This window comes from Hymenobacter guriensis, assembly GCF_015773195.1.
In the GTDB taxonomy this organism is placed as follows: Bacteria; Bacteroidota; Bacteroidia; order Cytophagales; family Hymenobacteraceae; genus Hymenobacter; species Hymenobacter guriensis.
Window position 1 is genome coordinate 139,651 of the sequence record NZ_JADWYK010000002.1, and the last position, 19,334, is coordinate 158,984.

The 19,334-nt window shown below is 59.6% G+C and carries 16 protein-coding genes; 7 read left to right on the forward strand and 9 right to left on the reverse strand.

The features are described from left to right. Positions 1-302 precede the first annotated feature (302 nt). A complete protein-coding gene (serS, locus tag I5L79_RS04030; protein ID WP_196953752.1) occupies positions 303-1,577 on the forward strand; it encodes a serine--tRNA ligase in 1,275 nt (424 codons plus the stop codon). Between the two features lie 317 nt (positions 1,578-1,894). Here serS and I5L79_RS23590 read toward each other — a convergent pair whose 3' ends face one another. The 8 genes from I5L79_RS23590 to polX all read right to left on the reverse strand — a co-directional run bounded on the left by I5L79_RS23590 (position 1,895) and on the right by polX (position 10,757). Further along, positions 1,895-3,148, reverse strand: coding sequence for a sensor histidine kinase (locus tag I5L79_RS23590; protein WP_196953753.1), 1,254 nt, complete (start codon positions 3,146-3,148; stop codon positions 1,895-1,897). Positions 3,149-3,157: 9 nt separating this feature from the next. Then, the gene (locus I5L79_RS04040) at positions 3,158-3,574 is read right to left on the reverse strand and encodes a response regulator (protein WP_257872020.1); all 417 of its coding nucleotides are present in this window, start codon (positions 3,572-3,574) and stop codon (positions 3,158-3,160) included. Between the two features lie 30 nt (positions 3,575-3,604). After that, complete coding sequence (locus tag I5L79_RS04045; RefSeq protein WP_196953755.1) at positions 3,605-5,905, reverse strand: ATP-binding protein; 2,301 nt, start codon at positions 5,903-5,905, stop codon at positions 3,605-3,607. After that, positions 5,902-6,474, reverse strand: a complete 573-nt coding sequence (locus tag I5L79_RS04050) for a biliverdin-producing heme oxygenase (protein ID WP_196953756.1) — start codon at positions 6,472-6,474, stop codon at positions 5,902-5,904. The genes I5L79_RS04045 and I5L79_RS04050 overlap by 4 nt, the downstream gene beginning before the upstream one ends. A gap of 158 nt (positions 6,475-6,632) precedes the next feature. Continuing rightward, positions 6,633-7,088: an OsmC family protein gene (locus I5L79_RS04055; RefSeq protein WP_196953757.1), complete on the reverse strand. Its 456-nt coding sequence runs from the start codon at positions 7,086-7,088 to the stop codon at positions 6,633-6,635. Between the two features lie 85 nt (positions 7,089-7,173). Further along, positions 7,174-7,830, reverse strand: coding sequence for a hypothetical protein (locus tag I5L79_RS04060; RefSeq protein ID WP_196953758.1), 657 nt, complete (start codon positions 7,828-7,830; stop codon positions 7,174-7,176). A 104-nt stretch (positions 7,831-7,934) separates the two neighbouring features. Then, on the reverse strand, positions 7,935-8,912 hold the full coding sequence (locus tag I5L79_RS04065; protein ID WP_196953759.1) for a glycosyltransferase family 9 protein: 978 nt from the start codon (positions 8,910-8,912) through the stop codon (positions 7,935-7,937). 90 nt (positions 8,913-9,002) lie between these two features. Continuing rightward, entirely contained in the window at positions 9,003-10,757 is a 1,755-nt protein-coding gene (polX, locus tag I5L79_RS04070) for a DNA polymerase/3'-5' exonuclease PolX (RefSeq protein ID WP_196953760.1), read from the reverse strand. A gap of 151 nt (positions 10,758-10,908) precedes the next feature. Between polX and I5L79_RS04075 the strand changes: the two genes are divergently transcribed. The 5 genes from I5L79_RS04075 to I5L79_RS04095 all read left to right on the forward strand — a co-directional run bounded on the left by I5L79_RS04075 (position 10,909) and on the right by I5L79_RS04095 (position 16,610). After that, positions 10,909-11,307, forward strand: a complete 399-nt coding sequence (locus I5L79_RS04075; protein ID WP_196953761.1) for a hypothetical protein — start codon at positions 10,909-10,911, stop codon at positions 11,305-11,307. 474 nt (positions 11,308-11,781) lie between these two features. Further along, positions 11,782-12,189 carry an EVE domain-containing protein gene (locus tag I5L79_RS04080; RefSeq protein WP_196953762.1) on the forward strand — a complete coding sequence of 136 codons (408 nt, stop codon included), beginning with the start codon at positions 11,782-11,784 and terminating at the stop codon, positions 12,187-12,189. A gap of 97 nt (positions 12,190-12,286) precedes the next feature. Further along, positions 12,287-13,780 carry a hypothetical protein gene (locus tag I5L79_RS04085; RefSeq protein ID WP_196953763.1) on the forward strand — a complete coding sequence of 498 codons (1,494 nt, stop codon included), beginning with the start codon at positions 12,287-12,289 and terminating at the stop codon, positions 13,778-13,780. Positions 13,781-13,843: 63 nt separating this feature from the next. Further along, positions 13,844-14,407, forward strand: coding sequence for a DUF4252 domain-containing protein (locus I5L79_RS04090; RefSeq protein WP_196953764.1), 564 nt, complete (start codon positions 13,844-13,846; stop codon positions 14,405-14,407). 157 nt (positions 14,408-14,564) lie between these two features. Beyond that, a complete protein-coding gene (locus I5L79_RS04095; protein ID WP_231402763.1) occupies positions 14,565-16,610 on the forward strand; it encodes a HelD family protein in 2,046 nt (681 codons plus the stop codon). A 60-nt stretch (positions 16,611-16,670) separates the two neighbouring features. Here the strand turns inward: I5L79_RS04095 and I5L79_RS04100 are convergent, their stop codons facing one another. After that, positions 16,671-17,213 carry a GNAT family N-acetyltransferase gene (locus tag I5L79_RS04100; protein ID WP_196953766.1) on the reverse strand — a complete coding sequence of 181 codons (543 nt, stop codon included), beginning with the start codon at positions 17,211-17,213 and terminating at the stop codon, positions 16,671-16,673. Between the two features lie 417 nt (positions 17,214-17,630). Between I5L79_RS04100 and I5L79_RS04105 the strand changes: the two genes are divergently transcribed. Continuing rightward, positions 17,631-18,476: a cyanophycinase gene (locus I5L79_RS04105; protein WP_196953767.1), complete on the forward strand. Its 846-nt coding sequence runs from the start codon at positions 17,631-17,633 to the stop codon at positions 18,474-18,476. Positions 18,477-19,334 lie beyond the last annotated feature (858 nt).

A 19,334-nucleotide genomic window follows, 5' to 3' on the forward strand; every position in this document is an offset into this window, starting at 1 on the left:
GAAGGATAATCGGGCCCTAGGCGAAAGTATACTGTTTCGCAGGCTCGGCGTCAGCAGCTGGCTTAGTAACGCAATGTTAGCGTAATACGTGCAAACTGCCAAATCCTCTCCCAGATTTCCCGGGCTATGCGGCTTACGCAGAAGGGGCCGGCAAGGATGTCGGTAGCCCGGACTTTTCCCTTGCACTAGACTCTGCCGCCCGCTTGGCGCCCAGCAAACCGGCGGCAAATATGGGCCGGTTGCTGTATCTGCGAAATCATTCGGCTACTTTTGCCCTGTTCCATTCCGCGTTTTCTGCTGTTATGCTGCAAGTTTCTGTTCTGCGAGAGTCCCCTGAGGCCGTTCTGGCTGGTTTAGCAAAAAAACACTATAAAACGGCCGAAGCCGACGTGCAGGCCATCCTGTCGCTCGACCAGCGCCGCAAAGACCTGCAAACCGCCCACGACCAGGCCCAGGCTGAAGCCAACGAACTGGCCCGGCAGATCGGGGGCCTGATGAAAGCCGGCGACAAAGCCGGGGCCGAAACGCTGAAAGCCCGCACCGCCGAGCTCAAGCAGCACATCAAAGCTCACTCCGAGGAGCTGGTGGAAGTGGAAAAAGAGTTGCAGCAGACGCTTTACAAGCTGCCCAACCTGCCCCACAGCAGCGTGCCCCAGGGCCGCTCGGCCGACGACAATGAAGTAGTGCGCGAGGTAGGCCAGAAGCCTACGCTGCCGGCCGATGCCAAGCCTCACTGGGAGCTAATTGAGCAGTACGACATCATCGATTTCGCGCTGGGCAACAAGATTACGGGCGCGGGCTTTCCGGTGTACAAGGGCCAGGGCGCCCGGCTGCAGCGGGCCCTTATCAACTTTTTTCTGGATGAAGCCCGCAACGCCGGCTACGTTGAGATTCAGCCGCCGGTGCTGGTGAATGAGGCCTCGGGCTACGGCACAGGCCAGCTGCCCGACAAGGAAGGCCAGATGTACCACGATGCCCAGGACAACCTGTACCTGATTCCGACGGCTGAGGTGCCCATCACCAACCTCTACCGCGACGAAATCGTGGCTCTCGACAAGCTGCCCATCCGCAACGCGGGCTATACTCCGTGCTTTCGCCGCGAGGCCGGCTCCTGGGGGGCACACGTGCGCGGCCTCAACCGCCTCCACCAGTTCGACAAGGTGGAAATCGTGCAGATTACCCAGCCTGAGCACAGCTACGCACAGCTGGAGGAAATGCTGGCCCACATCGAAGGGCTGCTGCAGAAGCTGGAGCTGCCTTACCGCGTGCTGCGCCTCTGCGGCGGCGACATGGGCTTCACCTCGGCCCTCACCTACGACCTGGAAGTGTGGAGCGCGGCCCAGCAGCGCTGGCTGGAGGTGTCGTCATGCTCGAACTTTGAAACCTACCAGGCCAACCGTCTGAAGCTGCGCTACCGCCCCGAAAGCGGCAAAACCCAGCTGCTGCACACGCTCAACGGCTCGGCCCTGGCGTTGCCACGCATTGTGGCCGCCCTGCTCGAAAACAACCAGCACGCGGGCGGCATCGCCCTGCCGGCCGTTCTCCACTCCTACTGCGGCTTCAGCCAGATTGGGTAAGCTGCACCCGTTAGCTATGCTTGATTTGCCTTAGCTAAGCCTGTTTCGGTCTTAGCTAAAAGTAAAACAGGCTTACGTAAGACCAAAACGGTCTTCGTGAACATCGAAACGACCTTAACGAAGGCAAAATCAAGCTTACGTAGGATCAAAACAGGCTTAGCGAAGCCTAAAACGATCTTAACGAAGATCAAAACAAGCTTTGCTGCCAGGACGGACACGGTAGTAGCCGGAACACCCACGTTAACCAGACCAAATATTTGGCAAAAAGGCCCGCTGATGGTATTCAGCGGGCCTTTTTAGTATGACGATACGTCGCCTTAGCTCTTGAGAAATACCCGAAACGTGGTGCCTACATCTTCCTGGCTTTCCACCTCAATATGGCCGCTGGCAGACTGCACCAAGCGGTTGACGAGGAACAGGCCGACGCCCGTACCCTCCCCGGCCTGAGGATGAAAGCGCCGGAACAACTGAAAAAGCTCGGCGCCGTGCCGCTCCATATTTATGCCTAAGCCGTTGTCCTGCACTTCCAGCACGGGCTGTCCGTCCAGTAAGCGGCTGCGCACCCGTACCAGCGGGGCACGGTCGGGGTGGCGGTACTTGATGGCATTGGTCAGCAGGTTCAGCAGCACAGTACGCAGGTTGCTGCGCACGTACTCCAGTTCGGGCAGCTCCGCGAAATCGGACTGAATGTCGGCCTCCACGGCTACCATCTGAGGCCGCAACGTTTGCAGGATATCGGCTGTGAGGTCGGCCAGATCCACGGTTTCGGCCAGCTGCTCACCCGGGAGCTGCTCTACCTGCACCACGTGGGCCAGGTCGGTAATAGTGGTAACCAAGGCGCGCAAGGACTCATCCACCAGCCGTAGCACCTCGGCTTCTTCGGGGTCGTGAAAGGTGGCCGTGCGCCGTAGCTCATCAAACAGACCCCGTAGGTTGTGCACCGGCTGGCGCAGGTCGTGGGAAGCAGCGTACACGAAGTTGTCCAGGTCGGCGTTGGTGCGGGCCAGGCGCTGGTTGATGGTGTCCAACTCTTTGTTATGCGCCTTTTCTTGAGTGTGGGCGTTTTCCAGCTGGGCGTTTTTGCGGGCCAGCTCCTGACGAATGGCCGTCAGCTCGGCCAGGGAGTCGCGCAACTGCTGGTTTACGCCCTGCAGCTCGGCGTGGTAGCGGGCCTGGTACTGGCGCCACTCGTTTTTCTCGATGGCGTGTGTCACGGTCTTCACCAGCAGGTCCCGGTCGAAGTGCTGCTTGACGAGGTAGTCTAGGGCACCTTCGTTGAGAGCCCGCACGGCCAGCATTTCACTTCCGCCGCCCGTAATCATAATTACGCACAGCGTTTCGACGGGAAAGAACTGCTTGAAACCGACAAGCACTTCCAGCCCGGTGGTATCAGGTAGGTTGTAGTCGAGCAGTACGCAGTCGGGCCGGATGGCGCGGTACTGGCGAATGGCTTCCTCGCCCGAAGTAGCTTCGTGCAGCTCCAGGCTTTCGTAGCCCAGGCTGCGGGTGAGGTAGCGCCGGTAGAGCATCCGGTCCTGCTCGTTGTCGTCGACAAGTAAAATCTTCTTCACGGCCTCCGCTTAACTTGCCGCCGGCAGCTCCGAATTTTCCAGCCAGTACCGGATAATCAGCTGGACCTTCAATTCCAGCGTAGCGAAATCGATGGGCTTGGTCAGGTAGCTGTTGGCTCCCAGCCGGTAGCAGTCCTCCACATCCTTGCTGTTGGAGGACGTGCTGAAGATGATAACCGGAATCGAATGCAGGTACGGATCCTGCTTAACAACATCCAGCACCGTGCGGCCATCCGTGCCAGGCAGGTTCAGATCCAGCAGGATAATAGCAGGCATGGCCTGGGGCCAGGCAGGCAACTTACCCCGGCCACGCAGATATTCCAGCGCCTGGTCGCCGTCTTCGCAACGCAGTACGGGGTTTTGCAGCGCGTACTTGCGAAAGACGCGGCCCAGGGCCGTAAAGTCTTCGGCGCTGTCTTCAACCACCAAAACGGGTTTGAGCGGAGCGGAAATCACTTAGAGGTGTTTTGAAAGCGTGAAATAAAAGGTAGTGCCCTGGCCTAGTACGGAATCAACCCACAACTGGCCGTGGTGTTTTTCAATCATCTTCTTGACGATGGCCAGACCCGCCCCCGTACCACCCCCAAACTTTTCGGGGGCGTGCAGGCGCTTGAACAGCTTGAAGATACTCTCGAAATGCCGGGCGTCGATGCCAATACCGTTGTCGCGAACGTAAAACACGTGAAAATCCTCGGCATCTACCGGCCCGAGCGGGCTTTCGGTTCCGGCGGGAGCCATGCCTACTATCACCTGCTTTTCAGGCTTGTCGTTGTACTTCATGGCATTCGTGAGCAGATTGTTGAACACCTCCCGAATGCGCACCGGGTCGAGGCACATGCGCGGCAGTGAGCCCCGTACCGCTACGGTGGTCTGGGTTTGCTCCAGGCGCGGGTGCAGCAAGTCCAGCACTTCGGCCAGCACCTCATTAAGGTCGGTTTCCGTTACCGTCAGCTCCATACGTCCCACCCGGGAAAGCTGCAGCAACGACTCAATCAGTGCTTCCATACGCTGGCTCAGGCGCACCAACGTCTGCAGCTTGCTCACGCCCTCGGCATCCAGCTGTTCGGCATAGTCTTCCAGCAGGAAGAGCGAGTAGTTGTGAATGCCGCGCAGGGGCTCCTTCAGGTCGTGCGAGGCCACGTAGGCAAAGGAATCCAGCTCGTCGTTGCTGCGGGCCAGCTCTGCGTTGAGGCGGCTGAGCATCGTGGCCTTGGCCTGCAGCTCGTTGAAAATCTTGACCCGGATATCGGAAATGTGTAGGCGGATTTCCTTGGCTGCTTCCACCTCCATGGGCTTCCAGGGCGCCGCCGTGCTTTCCACCGACTGTTTCCAGGCCTCAAATGACTGCCGGGGCGAGAGGTGCAGCACGCCGTCACGCACTTCTTCGGTTTTTTGCTGGCGGCCGGCCCAGGTCACGCTCTGCAGCAGCTCGGGTCGGAACCAGAAGATGTAGTCGCCGGGCTCCTTAGCCAGCGAAATGGCCAGAATACCGCTGGCCGTAGCCCGGATGGCCATTCCTTCCGGGTTGTGCAGCGCGTAGGAGCTGGTCTGAAATACGTCCTGGCGCGCGTTCTGCTGCATCCAAAGCACCAATTCCTGAATCTGGAGCTTAGTGGGCGTATTGCCCAGCGTGATGATGTCGCCCTCGAAGCAGATAGCTGCCCCGCCGCAGTCGATTACGTCCAGCAGGGAAGGCTTGTACTTGTAGAGGCCCTCAATGAAGTTGGCCTGCGTGGTCATTTTCTCGAACAGGCGCAGGCGGTTTGTGCGAGCCTGCTGCAGGTATTCCCGGTCGGCTTGCTGCTCTTTGTTTTTGAGCAGGGCCGAAAACGTCTTACCGATAAACAGGCTCAGGTCGCGCAGCTCGTAGCTCACCAAGCGCGGAGAATAGTGGTGACCCATAATCAGGCCCCACAGCTTGTCGTCCTGGATGATGGAAATGGACATACTGGCGCCCACGCCCATATTCTGCAGGTACTGAATGTGGATAGGCGACACGCTGCGCAGCACGGCGTGCGTCATATCGGGCGGGCGGCCGCTGGTGGGGTTGCGCACGGGCACCAGCGGGGCGGGTTGGTAGCCTACGTCGGGGATAAAGCGCAGCCAGTTTTTCAGGTACATCACCCGGGCCTGCCTGGGAATATCGGTGGCCGGGTAGTGCAGGCCCAGAAACGGCTCTAGGTCGGCGCGCCGGGCTTCGGCAATAACTTCCCCGCTTTCGTCCTCGGCAAAGCGGTAGAGCATTACCCGATCAAAGCCCGTAATGCCGCGCACCTGCTCCACGGCGTGCTGGCAGAACGCTTCCACGGTTTCGGCCTCCAGCATCAGGCCTAGCGTCGTGTTCAACGTAGGCAGGTCCAGGGTACTCACGGTGGTTTCGGCCACGGGCTCAAACTCGGCCCACAGCAGCCGGTCGTAGCGGTGCAGAATGAGCTTGTAGAACGGCTGCCCCGCTACGTGGTCGAGGCGTACGCCCAGCAGCTTGGGAATTTCGCCCAGCGTGGGCCACATAGCTTCTACCTGCGCCAGGTGCCCGGGGCCCAGCAGCCGGCCAAGCGTACCGCCCAGCAACGCCGGTGCCGGTATGCCAATGGCCTCCTCCGTGTTGGTGCTGGCGTGTACGATCTGCCGGGTTTCTTCATCCAGGCACAGCAGAAAGCCAAACGGCTGTACGGAGCCCGGTATATGGATAGGCTCCCGGTCGCAGTTGGTGAGCGTGATAGGTGCGCCTACCAGGCTTTCATCGGTATAGTTCATGGCTGATTGATCCAGGCGTAAAGCAGTTGAAACGTGCGCACGGCCGACTGGCTGATTTCGGCGTGACTGAGGTGGCTCGACTCTTCCGTCAGGAGTCGGCAGAAGGTTTTCCAGCGCGGGCCCGTCAGCTCGCCGTAGCCGTTGAAGTAGCGCTGCAGCGGAATACCAGCCTTGGCCAGCTGGCGCGTAATTACCTGCCCGCCCAGCGTGGAGCCTTCCAGCACATACATGGCGCCCAGCAGTTGCGCCCGCGTGTGCAGGGGCGGTAGTTCCGGGCAAAGCGGCGGAGCTTCGGCCGATACAGCCGCCAAGTCGGCCAGTAGCAACGGAGCCCGGTAGCGGGCACTTAGCTCCCACTCATCCGAAAACTCCGGCTGATGCCGGCGCAACTGCTCCTCGTAGGGGGCCAGAAAGCCGTAGAGCCGACGCAGGAAATGCACGGTAGCCTCCTGCGAGACGTGCCCGGCGCTCAGGGCTTGGTTGAAGCTGTTCTGCTCCAGCGCATCGTGATACGGACGGGTTTCCTGCCGCAAGTGGGTCAGGATTTCGGAACTGGAAATAGGCGGCATGCAGGCAGCGGGCGGAACGGCAATAAAAGCGAAATTCGGAAATACACGCCACATGTGTGGCTTGGGCTGGGTTATTCGGGCAGCCACGCCAGCCAAACCACGAGTGTTGGGCGGCAGGTTCCACCAGCTCGTGCGGCCGTGGCCAAGCGGTTTGACTTTTACTCTACCACCACCGTTACCACGCGCAGAGCACCACTGGTCAGGGTTTTCTGCACGGGGCACTTATCGGCAATGATGTGCAGACGCTGCTTTTGCTCGGCCGACAGCGGCCCCAGCAGCCGCAGCTCCTTCTGCACTTCCTCCAGCATTTCGCCGCCCTGCTCACACTTGTCGCAGTCGAGGCGATGCACGCGCTGGTGGCGCAGGCGCACCTCAATGCCTTCGAGCGGCCAGCTTTTGCGGGTGGCGTAGAGGCGCACGGTAATAGCCGTACAGGCTCCCAGCGCCGATAACAGCAGGTCATAGGGCGTGGGGCCCCGGTCGTGGCCGCCCACCGTTTCGGGCTCATCCACGAAAAACGTATGGCGGCCCGCCTGGATTTCGGCCGCCAGATCGGTGGCGCCAACTTTCACCACCACAGTGGCATTGGTAGCGGTGGGTTCGGGCGTGAGCATGTTAATGAGCAATGAAGGGCAATAAAAAAGCTGCTATCGGCAGGATAGCAGCTTTTTCTTGTACGCAGTCAAAACAGAATCGGTCCTACGATTTCAACGGAGTGTAGGGAAATTTCTTGGAGGCGTTGCGCATCAGCGCATCTACTACCGTCTCCGTAGAGCTGAAAGTAGAGCCTTGGGCCATGTAATCATACTTCCATAAAAGCTTTCCAGCATCGGCTTCGTGAATGTTCACGGTAATATTAGCCTGATTGGTAGCGCCCCACGCCCCTACCAACAGCCCTACGGCTACGGCAGCACCGTCGCTCATGGGCTTGCTGGTACGCACGTTGGTAGTGAGAACGGCATCCACCCCCAGAATCTTTGCCAGCTCCGGTGCCGAGCGTGTCCGTAGGTCGGCGTAGCTTAAGTTGTTTTCCCGCAGGCGCGAGTTGGTTTGCAGCACATCCTGAAACTCGACGGTGTAGCCTCGCTGAGTTTTGCGGCGCAGCAGCCAGGAGTAGATTTTCTCCTGAAAGTCCATGCCACTCTGCTTTTCCATAGCAAGCAGCTGGTCGGGCGTGGTTTGCTTGGCTTGATTGGGCCTGAGTTGAATGGCTACCGCAGCCGGAAGTATGGCTATGGTCTTATGTTTTGGAGCATACGACCGGAAGTCCTGCGCCAGATAAATGCTAGGGCCACATGCCGTCAGCAAGGAGGCCAGCAACGCTACTACGGCCAACCGAAAAGGTAAAATTCGCATAATGAGTAAGATGAAAAAAAAGATACTCGACTGAATACCGCACAAATATATTGTTGAAAATGAACCCTAAAAATAATTAATGATATTTTGAATCCTTTTCCCGGTTAAAGTCGTAGCGGAGCCGCTAGATCTTCAAAGTTGATGTCGCGCATGCACCGGAAATGTCCCTGCGGACACTTCGCATAGCCAATTTTGGAGCAGGGCCGACACGGCAGGCCGCGCACTTCCAGGGCTTCAAACTCGGTGCGATACGGGTACATACCAAACTCCGGCACGGTGTTGCCCCATACGCTGATGATTTTCTTACCAAAGGCCGCCGCAATGTGCATCAACCCGGTATCGTGGCTGACGACCACGCGGGCCTGACGCACGAGCGAGGCCGATTGGTTGAGGTTGAACTTTCCGCAGGCGTTGAAAACGGGCAGCCCGCCGACGGTCAATTCCTGCGCTACCAACTGGCCCGTGGGCTCATCTTCGGGGCCACCGAGCAACACAATAGGCTGCGCCAGTTGCCGGCATAGCTCCACAATTCGCTCGGTAGGCAAACGCTTGGTGGCGTGTTGCGCGCCAATAGCAAATGCCACATACCCGACCTTAAAACGTTGGGGCAGCGCAGTCGCTACGTCTACCTCGTCCTTAGCGGGGATAAAATAATCCAGCCCCCGGCCATCGTCGCGCACACCCAGGGAAGCGGCAGCAGCCAGGTACCGGTCTACGATATGGGTGCGGGGCAGCGTGTCAATCTTCAGGTTCACGAGGAGCCACTTGCGGCCGTTCAGCTTGTCAAAGGCAGCCGACTTCACCCCCAGCTGCGCCTTGATGAGGGCGGTGCGCAGGTTGTGGTGCAGGTCCACCACGAAATCGAAATGCTCGGCCCGCAGTTCGGCCACCAGCTCCCGCAAAGAGCCCGTCAGGCAGTGTACCTTATCGATATAGGGGTTGGGCTCCAGAAAGCTGCGAAAGCCCGGCTTGGTAGCAAAATGCACCTGCGCCCCCGGCACCTGCTGCTTTAGCCCGCGCACTACGGGCGTCGTCAGCACAATGTCGCCGATGGAGGAAAAGCGCAGAACGAGAATCTTCATACAGTTTCAGTTGCCAGTGGTCAACTGCCGGTTGCCAGTGGATTGTTGAACGGACTGACGACCGGCAACGGAACCCTGGCAACTGCATCATCAGCTAAACAACGAATCCTTGAACTCCAGCGGGGGCTTGATGCTGGCTTTGCGGCGGGCGAAGTACTCGGCTACTTCCGCGGCGGATTTCGCGTTGAACGTCATGGCTTTGGTCAGGCCCCCTTTGCGGCCCATCAACACGCCGTAGTGCATATCAGCGTAGCCATTGGTGTGGTGGGCGTCGGGGTTGATGCTGAGCTGCACGCCCTGGTCGAGGGCATAGCGTACCCAGCGCCAGTCGAGGTCGAGGCGCCAGGGGTTGGCGTTGATTTCGATGATAACCTGGTGCTGGGCGCAGGCATCAATCACGGCTTTGTGGTTGAGCGGGTACCCTTCGCGGCGCAGCAACAGCCGGCCCGTGGGGTGCCCCAGCATGGTGCAATACGGGTTTTCGATGGCCCGCAGCACCCGGGCCGTGGCTTTGCGCTCGTCCATCTTCAGGTTGGAATGCACCGAGGCCACTACAAAATCAAAGGTTTCGAGCACGCTGGGCGTGTAGTCCAGGGACCCGTCGCCGAGAATATCGGCCTCAATGCCCTTGAAAATGCGGAACGGCGCCAACTCCTGGTTCAACTGGTCGATTTCGCGCTGCTGCTGGCGCACGCGCTCCGGCGAGAGGCCGTTGGCGTAGTGTGCCGCCTGCGAATGGTCGCAGATGCCCAGGTACTCGTAGCCCTGGTCGCGCAGGAACGTGGCCATTTCGCGCAGGGTGTGGCTGCCGTCGGAGTAGGTGCTGTGGTTGTGCAGGGAGCCGCGCAGGTCCTGGTCTTCGAGCAGAGTGGGCAGCTTGTTTTCGCGAGCCAGCGCCAGCTCGCCCAGGCCTTCACGCAGCTCGGGTTCCACGTACTGCAGGCCGGCCCGCTGGTACAGATCCTGCTCGGTGGCAAACCGTTCCCGCTTCAGCCAGTGGCGCAGGGTAGCAGGCTGACCGGGCCGGGCTTCCTGGGTAAGAGTTTCCGAAAGATGTTCCTCGGCCGCCGAGTGCACCAGCAATTGATTGACGAAATCCGCCGGCGGTGCCAGGGTCACTTCCACTTTTACGCCCGACGCGGTGGCCGTGCCGCGCCACGCGAATGGGCCGCTACGGCGGGCATCGGCCGTCAACCCGTTCAGGCCATTAAGCAGTTCATGCGCGGCGGCGGGCCGGGTGGTGGCCGCTACCAGCTGCACGGTTTCTACGGTTTCGAGGCGGCGGCGCACTTCCCCGGCCACGGCTACCTGCTCCACGCCCGGCGCGGTGCGCAGCTGGCTGGCTACTTCTTCGCTTAGCTCCTCGGCCTGCGGATACAGCAGCTTACCCCGGCTTTGGGAAGTAAATTCCAGCGCGGCCAGAATGGCATCCTGGGTTTTCTTGCCGAAGCCCTTGAGCTTGCTTACCTCGTCTTTTTCGGCGGCTTCGCGCAGCTGCTCGGCGCTTTCAATGCCCAGCTCCTTCCACAGGCTGCGAATTTTCTTGGGGCCGATGCCTTTCACGCTCAGCAGCTCCACCACGCCGGGCGGGGTGCTGTTGAGCAGGCGCGTAAGCTCCTCAAACGAGCCGGTATCGAGCATTTCGGCTACTTTGGCGGCGGCCGTTTTGCTTAGGCCGGTACGGTCGGGCAGGCCGGTGCGGTCCAGGTCGGCCACGGGTACCGTCAGCTGCTCAAGGGCGTTGGCAGTGCCCTCGTAGGCCCGGATTTTAAACGGATTTTCCTCGTGCAGCTCCATCAGCTGGGCGGTGAGGCGGAAGGCACGAATGAGGGCGCGGTTGTCCAAAACAGTAGGGCGGTTGGGTAGCACGGGCGGGTAAAGGTACAAGCCAAAGTTGTAGATTGCCGGGAATAATCCTGGCCGGTCGCGGCGCAGGACTGCCCGGAGCAGCCACGCTTCGGCGGTTGTATACGCTGACTTTTTGCTTTTGAACCGTATGCGTTTGCTCTTTCTGTTTGCCTGCCTGAGCTTGAGTTTGATGGCCAGCACCTGTTCCAGCTCCGACCCGCGCGGGGGCAACCGCCGCCTGCAGCTCCTGGAGCGCACCTGGCTGCACGCCCACGAGGAAGACCAGGGGGAAGTACTGGTATACCGGCCCAACACCTACGCCTTTCCGCCTTCCCGGGGCCGCACGGGCTTTGCCTTTGAGCACAACGGCCTGTTTACGCAGTACGACATTGCCCCTACCGACGGCCTCGAAGGCCACAAGGGCCAGTGGAAAGCCCTATCCGACAACCGTGTTAGTATCACTCTCGACGACCATAGCACGCCCGACTACCAGTTGGAAATCGTGTCGCTCGAACCGGAGCTGCTGAAAGTGCGGCAGGTGAAGTAGAGGCTCGGCCACTTCACGCTTTGGGCAACGCACCAGGGGCCACAAAGCTGTAGCACAAAAAAATGTTCATCAAATCAGGCTCAACTCAACGCCTACGCTTACAGCTACTTACCTGCGCATGCACCATCAAACTCCTGCTCCTTCTCAGATGAGCAGGAGTTTTTTTTAGCGGGCTTGCAACCTCCCCACCCATTTGCCCCTCCTACTTACTGAGCGCCCACTTTCCGGGCGGCAAGCGAAGAACCCATCCAGGTTTTGGCCGAGTAGCGGCAAAACGTGCCTGATATTGGGAATTGAGGAGTTTGGGAGACCCTACCGGGAGTGCCGGGGTGGTGGCTCTGCGGTAGTTGGCTGGTCCGCAGCCCGCCGAAGTAAGAGAGGAGGTCGAAATTCTTTTTCGACCTTTCGGCTGGTTCGCATAGATCATACCTTTCCTCCCAAACTCCTCAGTTCCACTTTCGCTTCCTTTCCTGAATGCAGTATTGGTTAGTAAAATCGGAGCCCGCTGCCTACGCGTGGCTCGATTTCGTGCGCGACGGCGCCACCGACTGGACTGGCGTCCGCAACTTTCAGGCCCGCAACTACCTGCAGCAGATGCAGCCCGGCGACCTGGTTTTATACTATCACAGCGTCACGAGCAAGGAAGTAGTAGGCGTGGCCGAAGTGGCCGCCCCGGCCGCGCCCGATGCCACGGCCGACGCCGGCAGTGCCTGGGTAGCGGTGCGGCTGCGGCCACAGCAGGCACTGGAGCGCCCGGTTTCTCTGGGCCAGATCAAGCAGGACGCCCGCCTCAATCAGATTGGCTTGCTGCGCCAGTCGCGCCTGTCGGTGATGCCGCTCCAGGCCGCCGAGTTCGACGCCATTCTGGAGCTCGGCAGCTAGCCTTCTTTCGCCAGGAGAATCAGCAAAACCCGGGGCAGCGCAAGGATTTGCGCTGCCCTTGCCGTATCTTGGATACACACGTTAACGGTAGATAAGTATGCGGCATTTCTTCGCGCTAGGATGGGTTTGGCTGATAAGCTGCGGGGCTGCCTGGGCACAGGCGCCACAGCAGCCCGCCCGGTTTGAGCTGGCTCTGCAGCCAGCTACCAGTGATGTGGAGGTGCTGCCCCTGCCCGATAGCAGCGTGATTTTGCTGGTACACGAGGAAACGTTCAGCCTGAAGGCCGATAAGCGGTACTTCCAAAAGCTGGACGCCGGCCTGCAGCCCGTCTGGCAGAAGCCGCTGGTGGTAGAGCGTGAGTACGAGCTGGTGCGCACCTGCTCCGAGGGCGCGCAGGTCTACGCGCTGTTTCAATCGATGTACCGCCCCACGCACCTGCTGGCCGTGCACCTCAACGGCCGCACCGGCACCATCGAAACCAGCGCCTTCGACACGCGCATCTCCCGCGACATCTTCGAGCTGAAGGCGCTGTCGGGGCGGCTGTTTGCCACGGTGCTCGTCGATCAGCACCTGACGATTCTGCACCTCGACCTGCTCACCCAGCAGATGCGGTTTCTGCCTTCCGTGTATGAGCAGCTGCCGGCGCAGTTCACGTTCCTGGCTGACTCGGTGACCAAGCGGGCGGCCTTCGTGCTCACCCAAACCAACGGCCTGAAGTCGCGGCTGCAGCTCAAGCAACTCTCGCAGGACGGCCAGCTGCTGCGTACGGAGTTTATTCAGGCCGAAAGTGAGCGGAACCTCATTACGGCCCAGCTCAGCCCCGGCGACAGCGCCACTCGCTTGGTGACGGGTACCTACACTCTGCGCGACCCGCGCTACTCCCAGGGCTTGTTTGCCGCCGATCTGAACGCGGGCACTACGCCCGGCGGCGGCCGCAACTCCATGCGTTTCTACGACTTTCTGAGCCTCAAGCACTTCTTCGACTTTATGAACCCAGCGCGCGAAGCCCGCATCCGGGAGCGGGGAGCCCGGCGCCGGGCAGCTGGCTCTCCTATGCGCTTGCACTACCGCCTGTTCATGCACGATATGCTGCCCACCCCGGAGGGCTACGTGATGGCGGCGGAGGTGTACTACCCACGCTACCGCTACTCCAGCTACGGCGGGCCGATGACAACCAGCTACCGGCAGTTTGACGGCTACCGCACTACCCACACCATCGTGTGCGGCTTCGACCGGCAGGGCAACCTTTTGTGGGATAACACCTTTGTGCTGAAGAATGTGGAAACTTTCGACGTGCAGCAAACCGTGCGCCTGCGCCCCCTGCCCGATGGACGGCTGGCGCTGGCTTACCTGGATGAGGAAGATATCCGCTACAAGATTATTGACCGCACCAAGCCTTCGCCAAATGACCTGCTTACGCCGCTCCGAACCAACCTGGCCGCAAAAAAGGAAAAGGTTTCCTACACCTTGCAGGAAGACCTGGTGACCTGGACCGGCACCAGGTTCCTGGCCCACGGCTACCAGCACGTGCGCCCCGATAAAGGAACCGGACGGGACGTATTCTTTGTGAATGCCGTCGTGTTTGAATAAAGCCGGAACGGCCGCAAAGCGCCAAAACGCGTATGTTGGCGTAAACTTTCAGCCTTTCCTGGTATGCGCAACCGCCTTCTCCTTGTTTGTTTCTCCCTTGGCCTTTTGTGGTTAGCGGGCTGCCGCGCCGCCGGCCCCGAGCAACCCGCCCGCACAGTCGCCGAGTTTTTCCGCAAGTATGAGAGCCGCTCCGGCTTCAAGGCCCAGACGGTGGAAGCCAACTTTGCCACCCGCCTGCTGCTGGGCCAGTTGGGCCGTATTGGGGGCGACAACGAAACAACCCAGGCTATAGCGGCCCTGCGCAGCGTGCGGGTGCTGACTTTTACGCCCACTTCCGGCGGCGCCCGCGACCTGGTAGCGCGCGGCCTCAATCAGGAAGTAGAAGGCTTGCTGCAGAACGAGCAGTACCAGCCCCTGCCCGTAGCCGCCGATGCCGATGCCAGCACCCAGTTCAAGTTCTCAGCCCGCCGCAACAATGGCCGGGTGCAGGAGGTGGTGGGCACCAGCCAGGTTAGCGGCGTGCCCGACTCGTTCGTGCTGATGGCTATTTCCGGCAACTTCACCGAAAGCCAGTTGCAGCAGTTGCTTAAGTTCTTGCCCGGTGCGGTAGACCAGCTGCCCAAGTAAACGGCCTTCGTACCCCAAAGCGAACCAGCTGTCTGCAGGAGTGCGTCCCGCCCGGGGCTTGGTGTGACTATAACCTGATAGGATATTTTCGCTGGCTTAACTTCTTCAGAGCGGAGTTTCCCGGACCTTTGCGCTCCATTTTCACAGACAGCCAGTGATGAACGCAACCGAACAGGAAGAAAAAGAATATCTGGAGGAAATAAAGGAGAAGCTTACACTGGCTATTCGCCGGGTAGACGACGCCGTGCGACAGTTTTCCACCGAGTTGCGGCAGAAAAAGGAATACATCCACGAGCACCAGTCGGGTATGGACGACGCCGACATGGTGGCCGCCGGCCAGTCCATCGACCGCATGGCCTTTACGGGCGAGGCGGCCGTATCCCGCAAGCGCCGGCTGCTCAAGCTGCGCCAGTCGCCCTACTTTGGCCGCATCGACTTCCTCGCGCCAAACCAAACGACAACGCCGGTGTACATTGGGGTGCATACCTTTCTGGATGAGCGGCAGCACCAGAGCCTCATCTACGATTGGCGCGCTCCTATTTCCTCCCTGTTCTACGACTTCGAGCTGGGTGAGGCCTCCTACCCTACCCCGTCGGGCACCGTGCGGGGCCGCATTGAGCTGAAGCGACAGTACCGGATCCGGGACGGCCGCCTGGAGTTTATGCTCGACAGCGGCGTGAACATCCACGACGACGTGCTACAGCGCGAGCTGGCCAAGTCGTCCGACGATAAGATGAAGAACATCGTCGCCACTATTCAGCGCGACCAGAACGCGGTAATTCGCAACGAGGAAGCCGTGGTGATGGTGATACAGGGCGTGGCGGGCTCGGGCAAAACGTCTATTGCCCTGCACCGCATTGCCTTCCTGCTTTACCGCTTCCGCGACACCATTGCGGCCAAGGACATCCTCATCATCTCGCCCAATAAAGTTTTTGCCGACTATATCTCGAATGTGCTGCCCGAGCTGGGCGAGGAGCACATTCCCGAAATGGGCATGGAGGAGCTGGCGGCCGATTTGCTCGAAGGCCATTACTCGTTCCAGACTTTCTTCGAGCAGGTATCGGCGCTGCTGGAAACCCACGACGCAGCCTTTATCGAGCGCATCCGGTTTAAGTCTTCGTTTGAGTTTCTTAGCCAGCTCAACCAATATCTGCTGCATATCGAGAACAACTATTTCTCTCTGAGCGAGCTGCGGGTGGGGCGCACCGTGGTGCCGGCCGCTTTTATCCAGCAGAAGTTTAAGGGCTACCACCGCGTACCACTGCTGCAGCGCTTTGCACTGGTGGCCAACGACGTACGAGCGTACGTGCGCGACGCGGCCGGCCGCAAGCTCACGGGCCAGGAAAAAGGCACGATTGGGGAAGCCATTCCGCGTATGTTCCGCTTCAGCAACGTGCTGGATTTCTACCGGGACTTCTTCCGCTGGATTGGCCGGCCCGAGCTGCTGAAACTAAACCACGGCGGGCGCCTGGAGTACGCCGACGTCTTTGCCCTGATTTACCTGCGTCTGCGCTTGGCAGGCCTCTCAGCCTACGACCACGTGCGGCACCTGCTGGTAGATGAGATGCAGGACTACACCCCCGTGCAGTACGCCGTGCTGTCGCGCCTGTTCCGCTGCCGCAAAACCATTCTAGGCGATGTGAGCCAGACGGTGAACCCCTACAGTGCCTCCTCGGCCGAAACCATTGAGCGCGTCTTTCCTCAAGCCGATGTGGTGAAGCTTTTCCGCAGCTACCGCTCGACCATCGAAATTACGGCCTTTGCCCAGCGCATCACGCCCAACCCCGATATCATTCCGCTGGAGCGGCACGGACAGGAGCCCGTGGTGGCACCCTTTGCGAACAAGGAAGCGGAGGTGACGGCCATTCAGGGGCTGATTACAAACTTTCAGGGCGCCAAAAGTCATTCGCTGGGCATTATCTGCAAAACCCTGCGGCAGGCTGAGCAGCTGCACGAGGCGCTGCAGGCTGCAGGCGTGCATCTGCTCACGGAGGAGTCCACGGTTTTCAAGGAAGGCGTCATCGTCACCACGGCTCACCTGGCCAAGGGGCTGGAGTTTGATGAAGTCATCGTGCCGTTTGCCTCCGCCCGTAATTATAAAACGGAGGTGGACAAGAGCATGCTTTACGTGGCCTGCACCCGGGCCATGCACCAACTCACGCTCACGTATACCGGGGAGCTTACCCCGTTTTTGTCGGCCTAAGCAGGATTGGCGGCGAACAACTTCGGCTCTTTCGTGTAAACGCTGTTTGCCCCGGCTAGCTCACGCCGCCCGCGCGGCCCACGCTTGCTTAGTCAGCTCGAACACAAAGTTCAGCTTGGGCTGCTCGCCGTAGTACGTCACTTCCTGCTCCGCAACCTTGGTGGCTCCCAGCCGCTGAATGGCAATCTGCGACCGTACGTTGCCGGCCCCGATGTGGAACCGCACGATGTCCACGAACTGGAAAAGATAGTTCAGCAGCAGCTCTTTTACGGCCGGGTTGATGCCCGTGCCCCAGTGCTGCGTTCCGTAGAAGGTATATCCGATGAGGATGCTATTTTCCTCGGGGTTGTAATCGTAGAGGCGGGTGCTGCCTATGATAGCGCCGGAGGGCTTATCCACGATTCTGAAGGCGCCTTTGCTTTGGATGGCTCCTTCAAAAAACGTGGTAAACACCGGCTTCTGCCACCGGTCCCTGTTGGGATGCTGCTCCCATATTCTGGGGTCAGAAGCTACGGTGTACAGCTCTGCGAAGTCTTCCTCCCGCAGCGGCAGCAGCCGAACGACGTTGTTTTCTAAGCTGGGCTGAAGGGAGAAAGGCAGCATGGCAGGAAATAAACAGCAGGTTGGGAAAATGCGGGCAGGCTTCGCAAAGCTGGTAGCAAGATTGGATTTATCCAGCACTTCAGAGGAAAATCGACTAAGCCCAGGAATCAATCAGCCTGAACCGACCTGGACTGTGCGCCGCCACCCGCACGACTGGGCGTACCCCCGATAAAGCGCTGCTGTGCCCGGGATATCCGCCGCAGATACGGGTTTATCCACATTCAAAATCCGTATTTATAGCGGCTCCCGCCCGCTTTTGGCGCCGTAAAAAGGCTGAGCCTTTCCTTGCCGCAAGCTGTATTGACGGGCTGGGAGCAACTGCCACGCTGGCTTGGTTGCCCCGCATTTCAGCACGCATGTTTCTGGCCGCTCCGGCTGGTCGGAACATGCGCGCTGTCTTTTAACTTCTTTCTTGCAATGCCTACCCGTATTCCCCGCCCTAAAGGGCGCCTGCTCGCCATAGGCGGCCACGAACAGCGTAAAACGCCTGACCAGGAAAACTCCAGCTATGATGAATCGGCAGATTTCATCCTGCAGCGCTTCGTCGCTGAGCTGTCCGGCACCCGCACCATCGTTGTAATTCCTACTGCTTCCGAAGAGCCCGAAGAAGCTGCTCAGGACTACGTAAAACTCTTTTCGGAACTCGGCATCGAGCACGTTGCAGTGCTCAACATCCAGAGCCGCGAACAAGCCAACGGCCCCGAAGCCCTGGACGTTATCAACCGGGCCGATGGGGTGATGCTCACCGGTGGCGACCAACTACGCCTTACGGCTTTGCTCGGCGGCACCAAGCTGCTGAGCCGCCTCACGGAGCGCTATTACCAGGAGCCCATTCTTATTGCCGGCACCAGCGCCGGGGCAGCGGCCATGAGCACGCCCATGGTGTACCAGGGACGCAACAACGCCGGGTTTGTCAAGGATGAAATCCACATTACCACCGGCCTGCAGCTGCTGCGCGACGTAGCCATCGACACCCATTTTGTGGCCCGCGGCCGCATCGTGCGCATGGCGCAGATTATTGCCACCAACCCGGGCTGCATAGGGCTGGGACTGGAAGAAGACACGGCCGTGCTGGTAAGCAAAGGCAGCGAGCTGGAAGTGCTGGGCAACGGCATCGTGGTCCTGCTCGACGGGCATAACTGCACCGGCAACACCATTTATGAGATTAAGCCCGGCGAGGTATTTTCTATCCGCGACCTGCGCCTGCACCTGCTGTCCAAAGGGCAGTGCTTTACGCTACCGGGCTTCAACGAGCCTGAGTAGACGGGGCACCCGTCAGAGCCTTTGCGTATCTGGCGTGCGCATATCTGGTGCACCCACGCAGCTTTCGAACGATTACCCGGCGCGTTGACTTGATACCCAGAACGATTATTACATCTAAACTATTGGCATTCATCAAACTGCACACCAAAGAAGGCCTTACTACGGGCTGGGCTTTATCTATAAGGCCGAAGGCCCCGTTTGGTAGGCTGTCCAGGTTTGGTAGGCTGGCTAGGCCCGTCAGAAACACGAGCACCAAGCAGGAGTAGCTGCCAGCGCACCTGCTCCTGCTTGGTGCTCGTGTTTCTGACGAGGGCTTCAGCCACTCCACGCTCTGGCCTACCTTCTCCACTACTTTCCCAGTACGCCACCTACGAGCAGAGCCACTAAGAGGCCTGCATAGCCGTGAACGAGAAATTCTGCCCTGTTGCTGTCCACTCTGCTGTGGTAGGCGCGGGCCCAGGCAACTGTTGGCTTCTTTCTGCACATTCCTCCCTACGAACTGATTCGCGGGCTGCCTTGAGGGCCGAGTTGGTCGAGGGCATGCAGGGCGCCGATTTGATTGGAATCCACCCCTCCATTTCAGGCACCATTTCCTGAGGGTGGTGTCGCATCTGCTGGGGCTGCCTAACCCTATTGCGCAGCCAGGCAGCAGAGCAACCCTAGCGACTGGCATGAACAGCAGGCTAGCAGCACTATCAGTATCTATTCAGCAGTCGACTTCCCGCTATAAGCTCTTGCCAGCCTCATGGGCCGATATTTACGGACGGCGAAAGGCTCAGTGCTAGGAGCACGTTGGGCCGGGTCCAGGAACTTCACTGCGGCTTTTTCCTCTTATCTGCCGAAACATGCGTAGATAAC

What these genes read in the sequence shown, in the direction of transcription:
- serS (WP_196953752.1), top strand. Translation starts at nt 303, where the DNA reads ATGCTGCAAGTTTCTGTTCTGCGAGAGTCCCCTGAGGCCGTTCTGGCT.
- I5L79_RS04045 (WP_196953755.1), bottom strand. Translation starts at nt 5,905, where the DNA reads ATGAACTATACCGATGAAAGCCTGGTAGGCGCACCTATCACGCTCACC.
- I5L79_RS04050 (WP_196953756.1), bottom strand. Translation starts at nt 6,474, where the DNA reads ATGCCGCCTATTTCCAGTTCCGAAATCCTGACCCACTTGCGGCAGGAA.
- I5L79_RS04055 (WP_196953757.1), bottom strand. Translation starts at nt 7,088, where the DNA reads ATGCTCACGCCCGAACCCACCGCTACCAATGCCACTGTGGTGGTGAAA.
- I5L79_RS04060 (WP_196953758.1), bottom strand. Translation starts at nt 7,830, where the DNA reads ATGCGAATTTTACCTTTTCGGTTGGCCGTAGTAGCGTTGCTGGCCTCC.
- I5L79_RS04065 (WP_196953759.1), bottom strand. Translation starts at nt 8,912, where the DNA reads ATGAAGATTCTCGTTCTGCGCTTTTCCTCCATCGGCGACATTGTGCTG.
- I5L79_RS04075 (WP_196953761.1), top strand. Translation starts at nt 10,909, where the DNA reads ATGCGTTTGCTCTTTCTGTTTGCCTGCCTGAGCTTGAGTTTGATGGCC.
- I5L79_RS04080 (WP_196953762.1), top strand. Translation starts at nt 11,782, where the DNA reads ATGCAGTATTGGTTAGTAAAATCGGAGCCCGCTGCCTACGCGTGGCTC.
- I5L79_RS04085 (WP_196953763.1), top strand. Translation starts at nt 12,287, where the DNA reads ATGCGGCATTTCTTCGCGCTAGGATGGGTTTGGCTGATAAGCTGCGGG.
- I5L79_RS04090 (WP_196953764.1), top strand. Translation starts at nt 13,844, where the DNA reads ATGCGCAACCGCCTTCTCCTTGTTTGTTTCTCCCTTGGCCTTTTGTGG.
- I5L79_RS04095 (WP_231402763.1), top strand. Translation starts at nt 14,565, where the DNA reads ATGAACGCAACCGAACAGGAAGAAAAAGAATATCTGGAGGAAATAAAG.
- I5L79_RS04100 (WP_196953766.1), bottom strand. Translation starts at nt 17,213, where the DNA reads ATGCTGCCTTTCTCCCTTCAGCCCAGCTTAGAAAACAACGTCGTTCGG.
- I5L79_RS04105 (WP_196953767.1), top strand. Translation starts at nt 17,631, where the DNA reads ATGCCTACCCGTATTCCCCGCCCTAAAGGGCGCCTGCTCGCCATAGGC.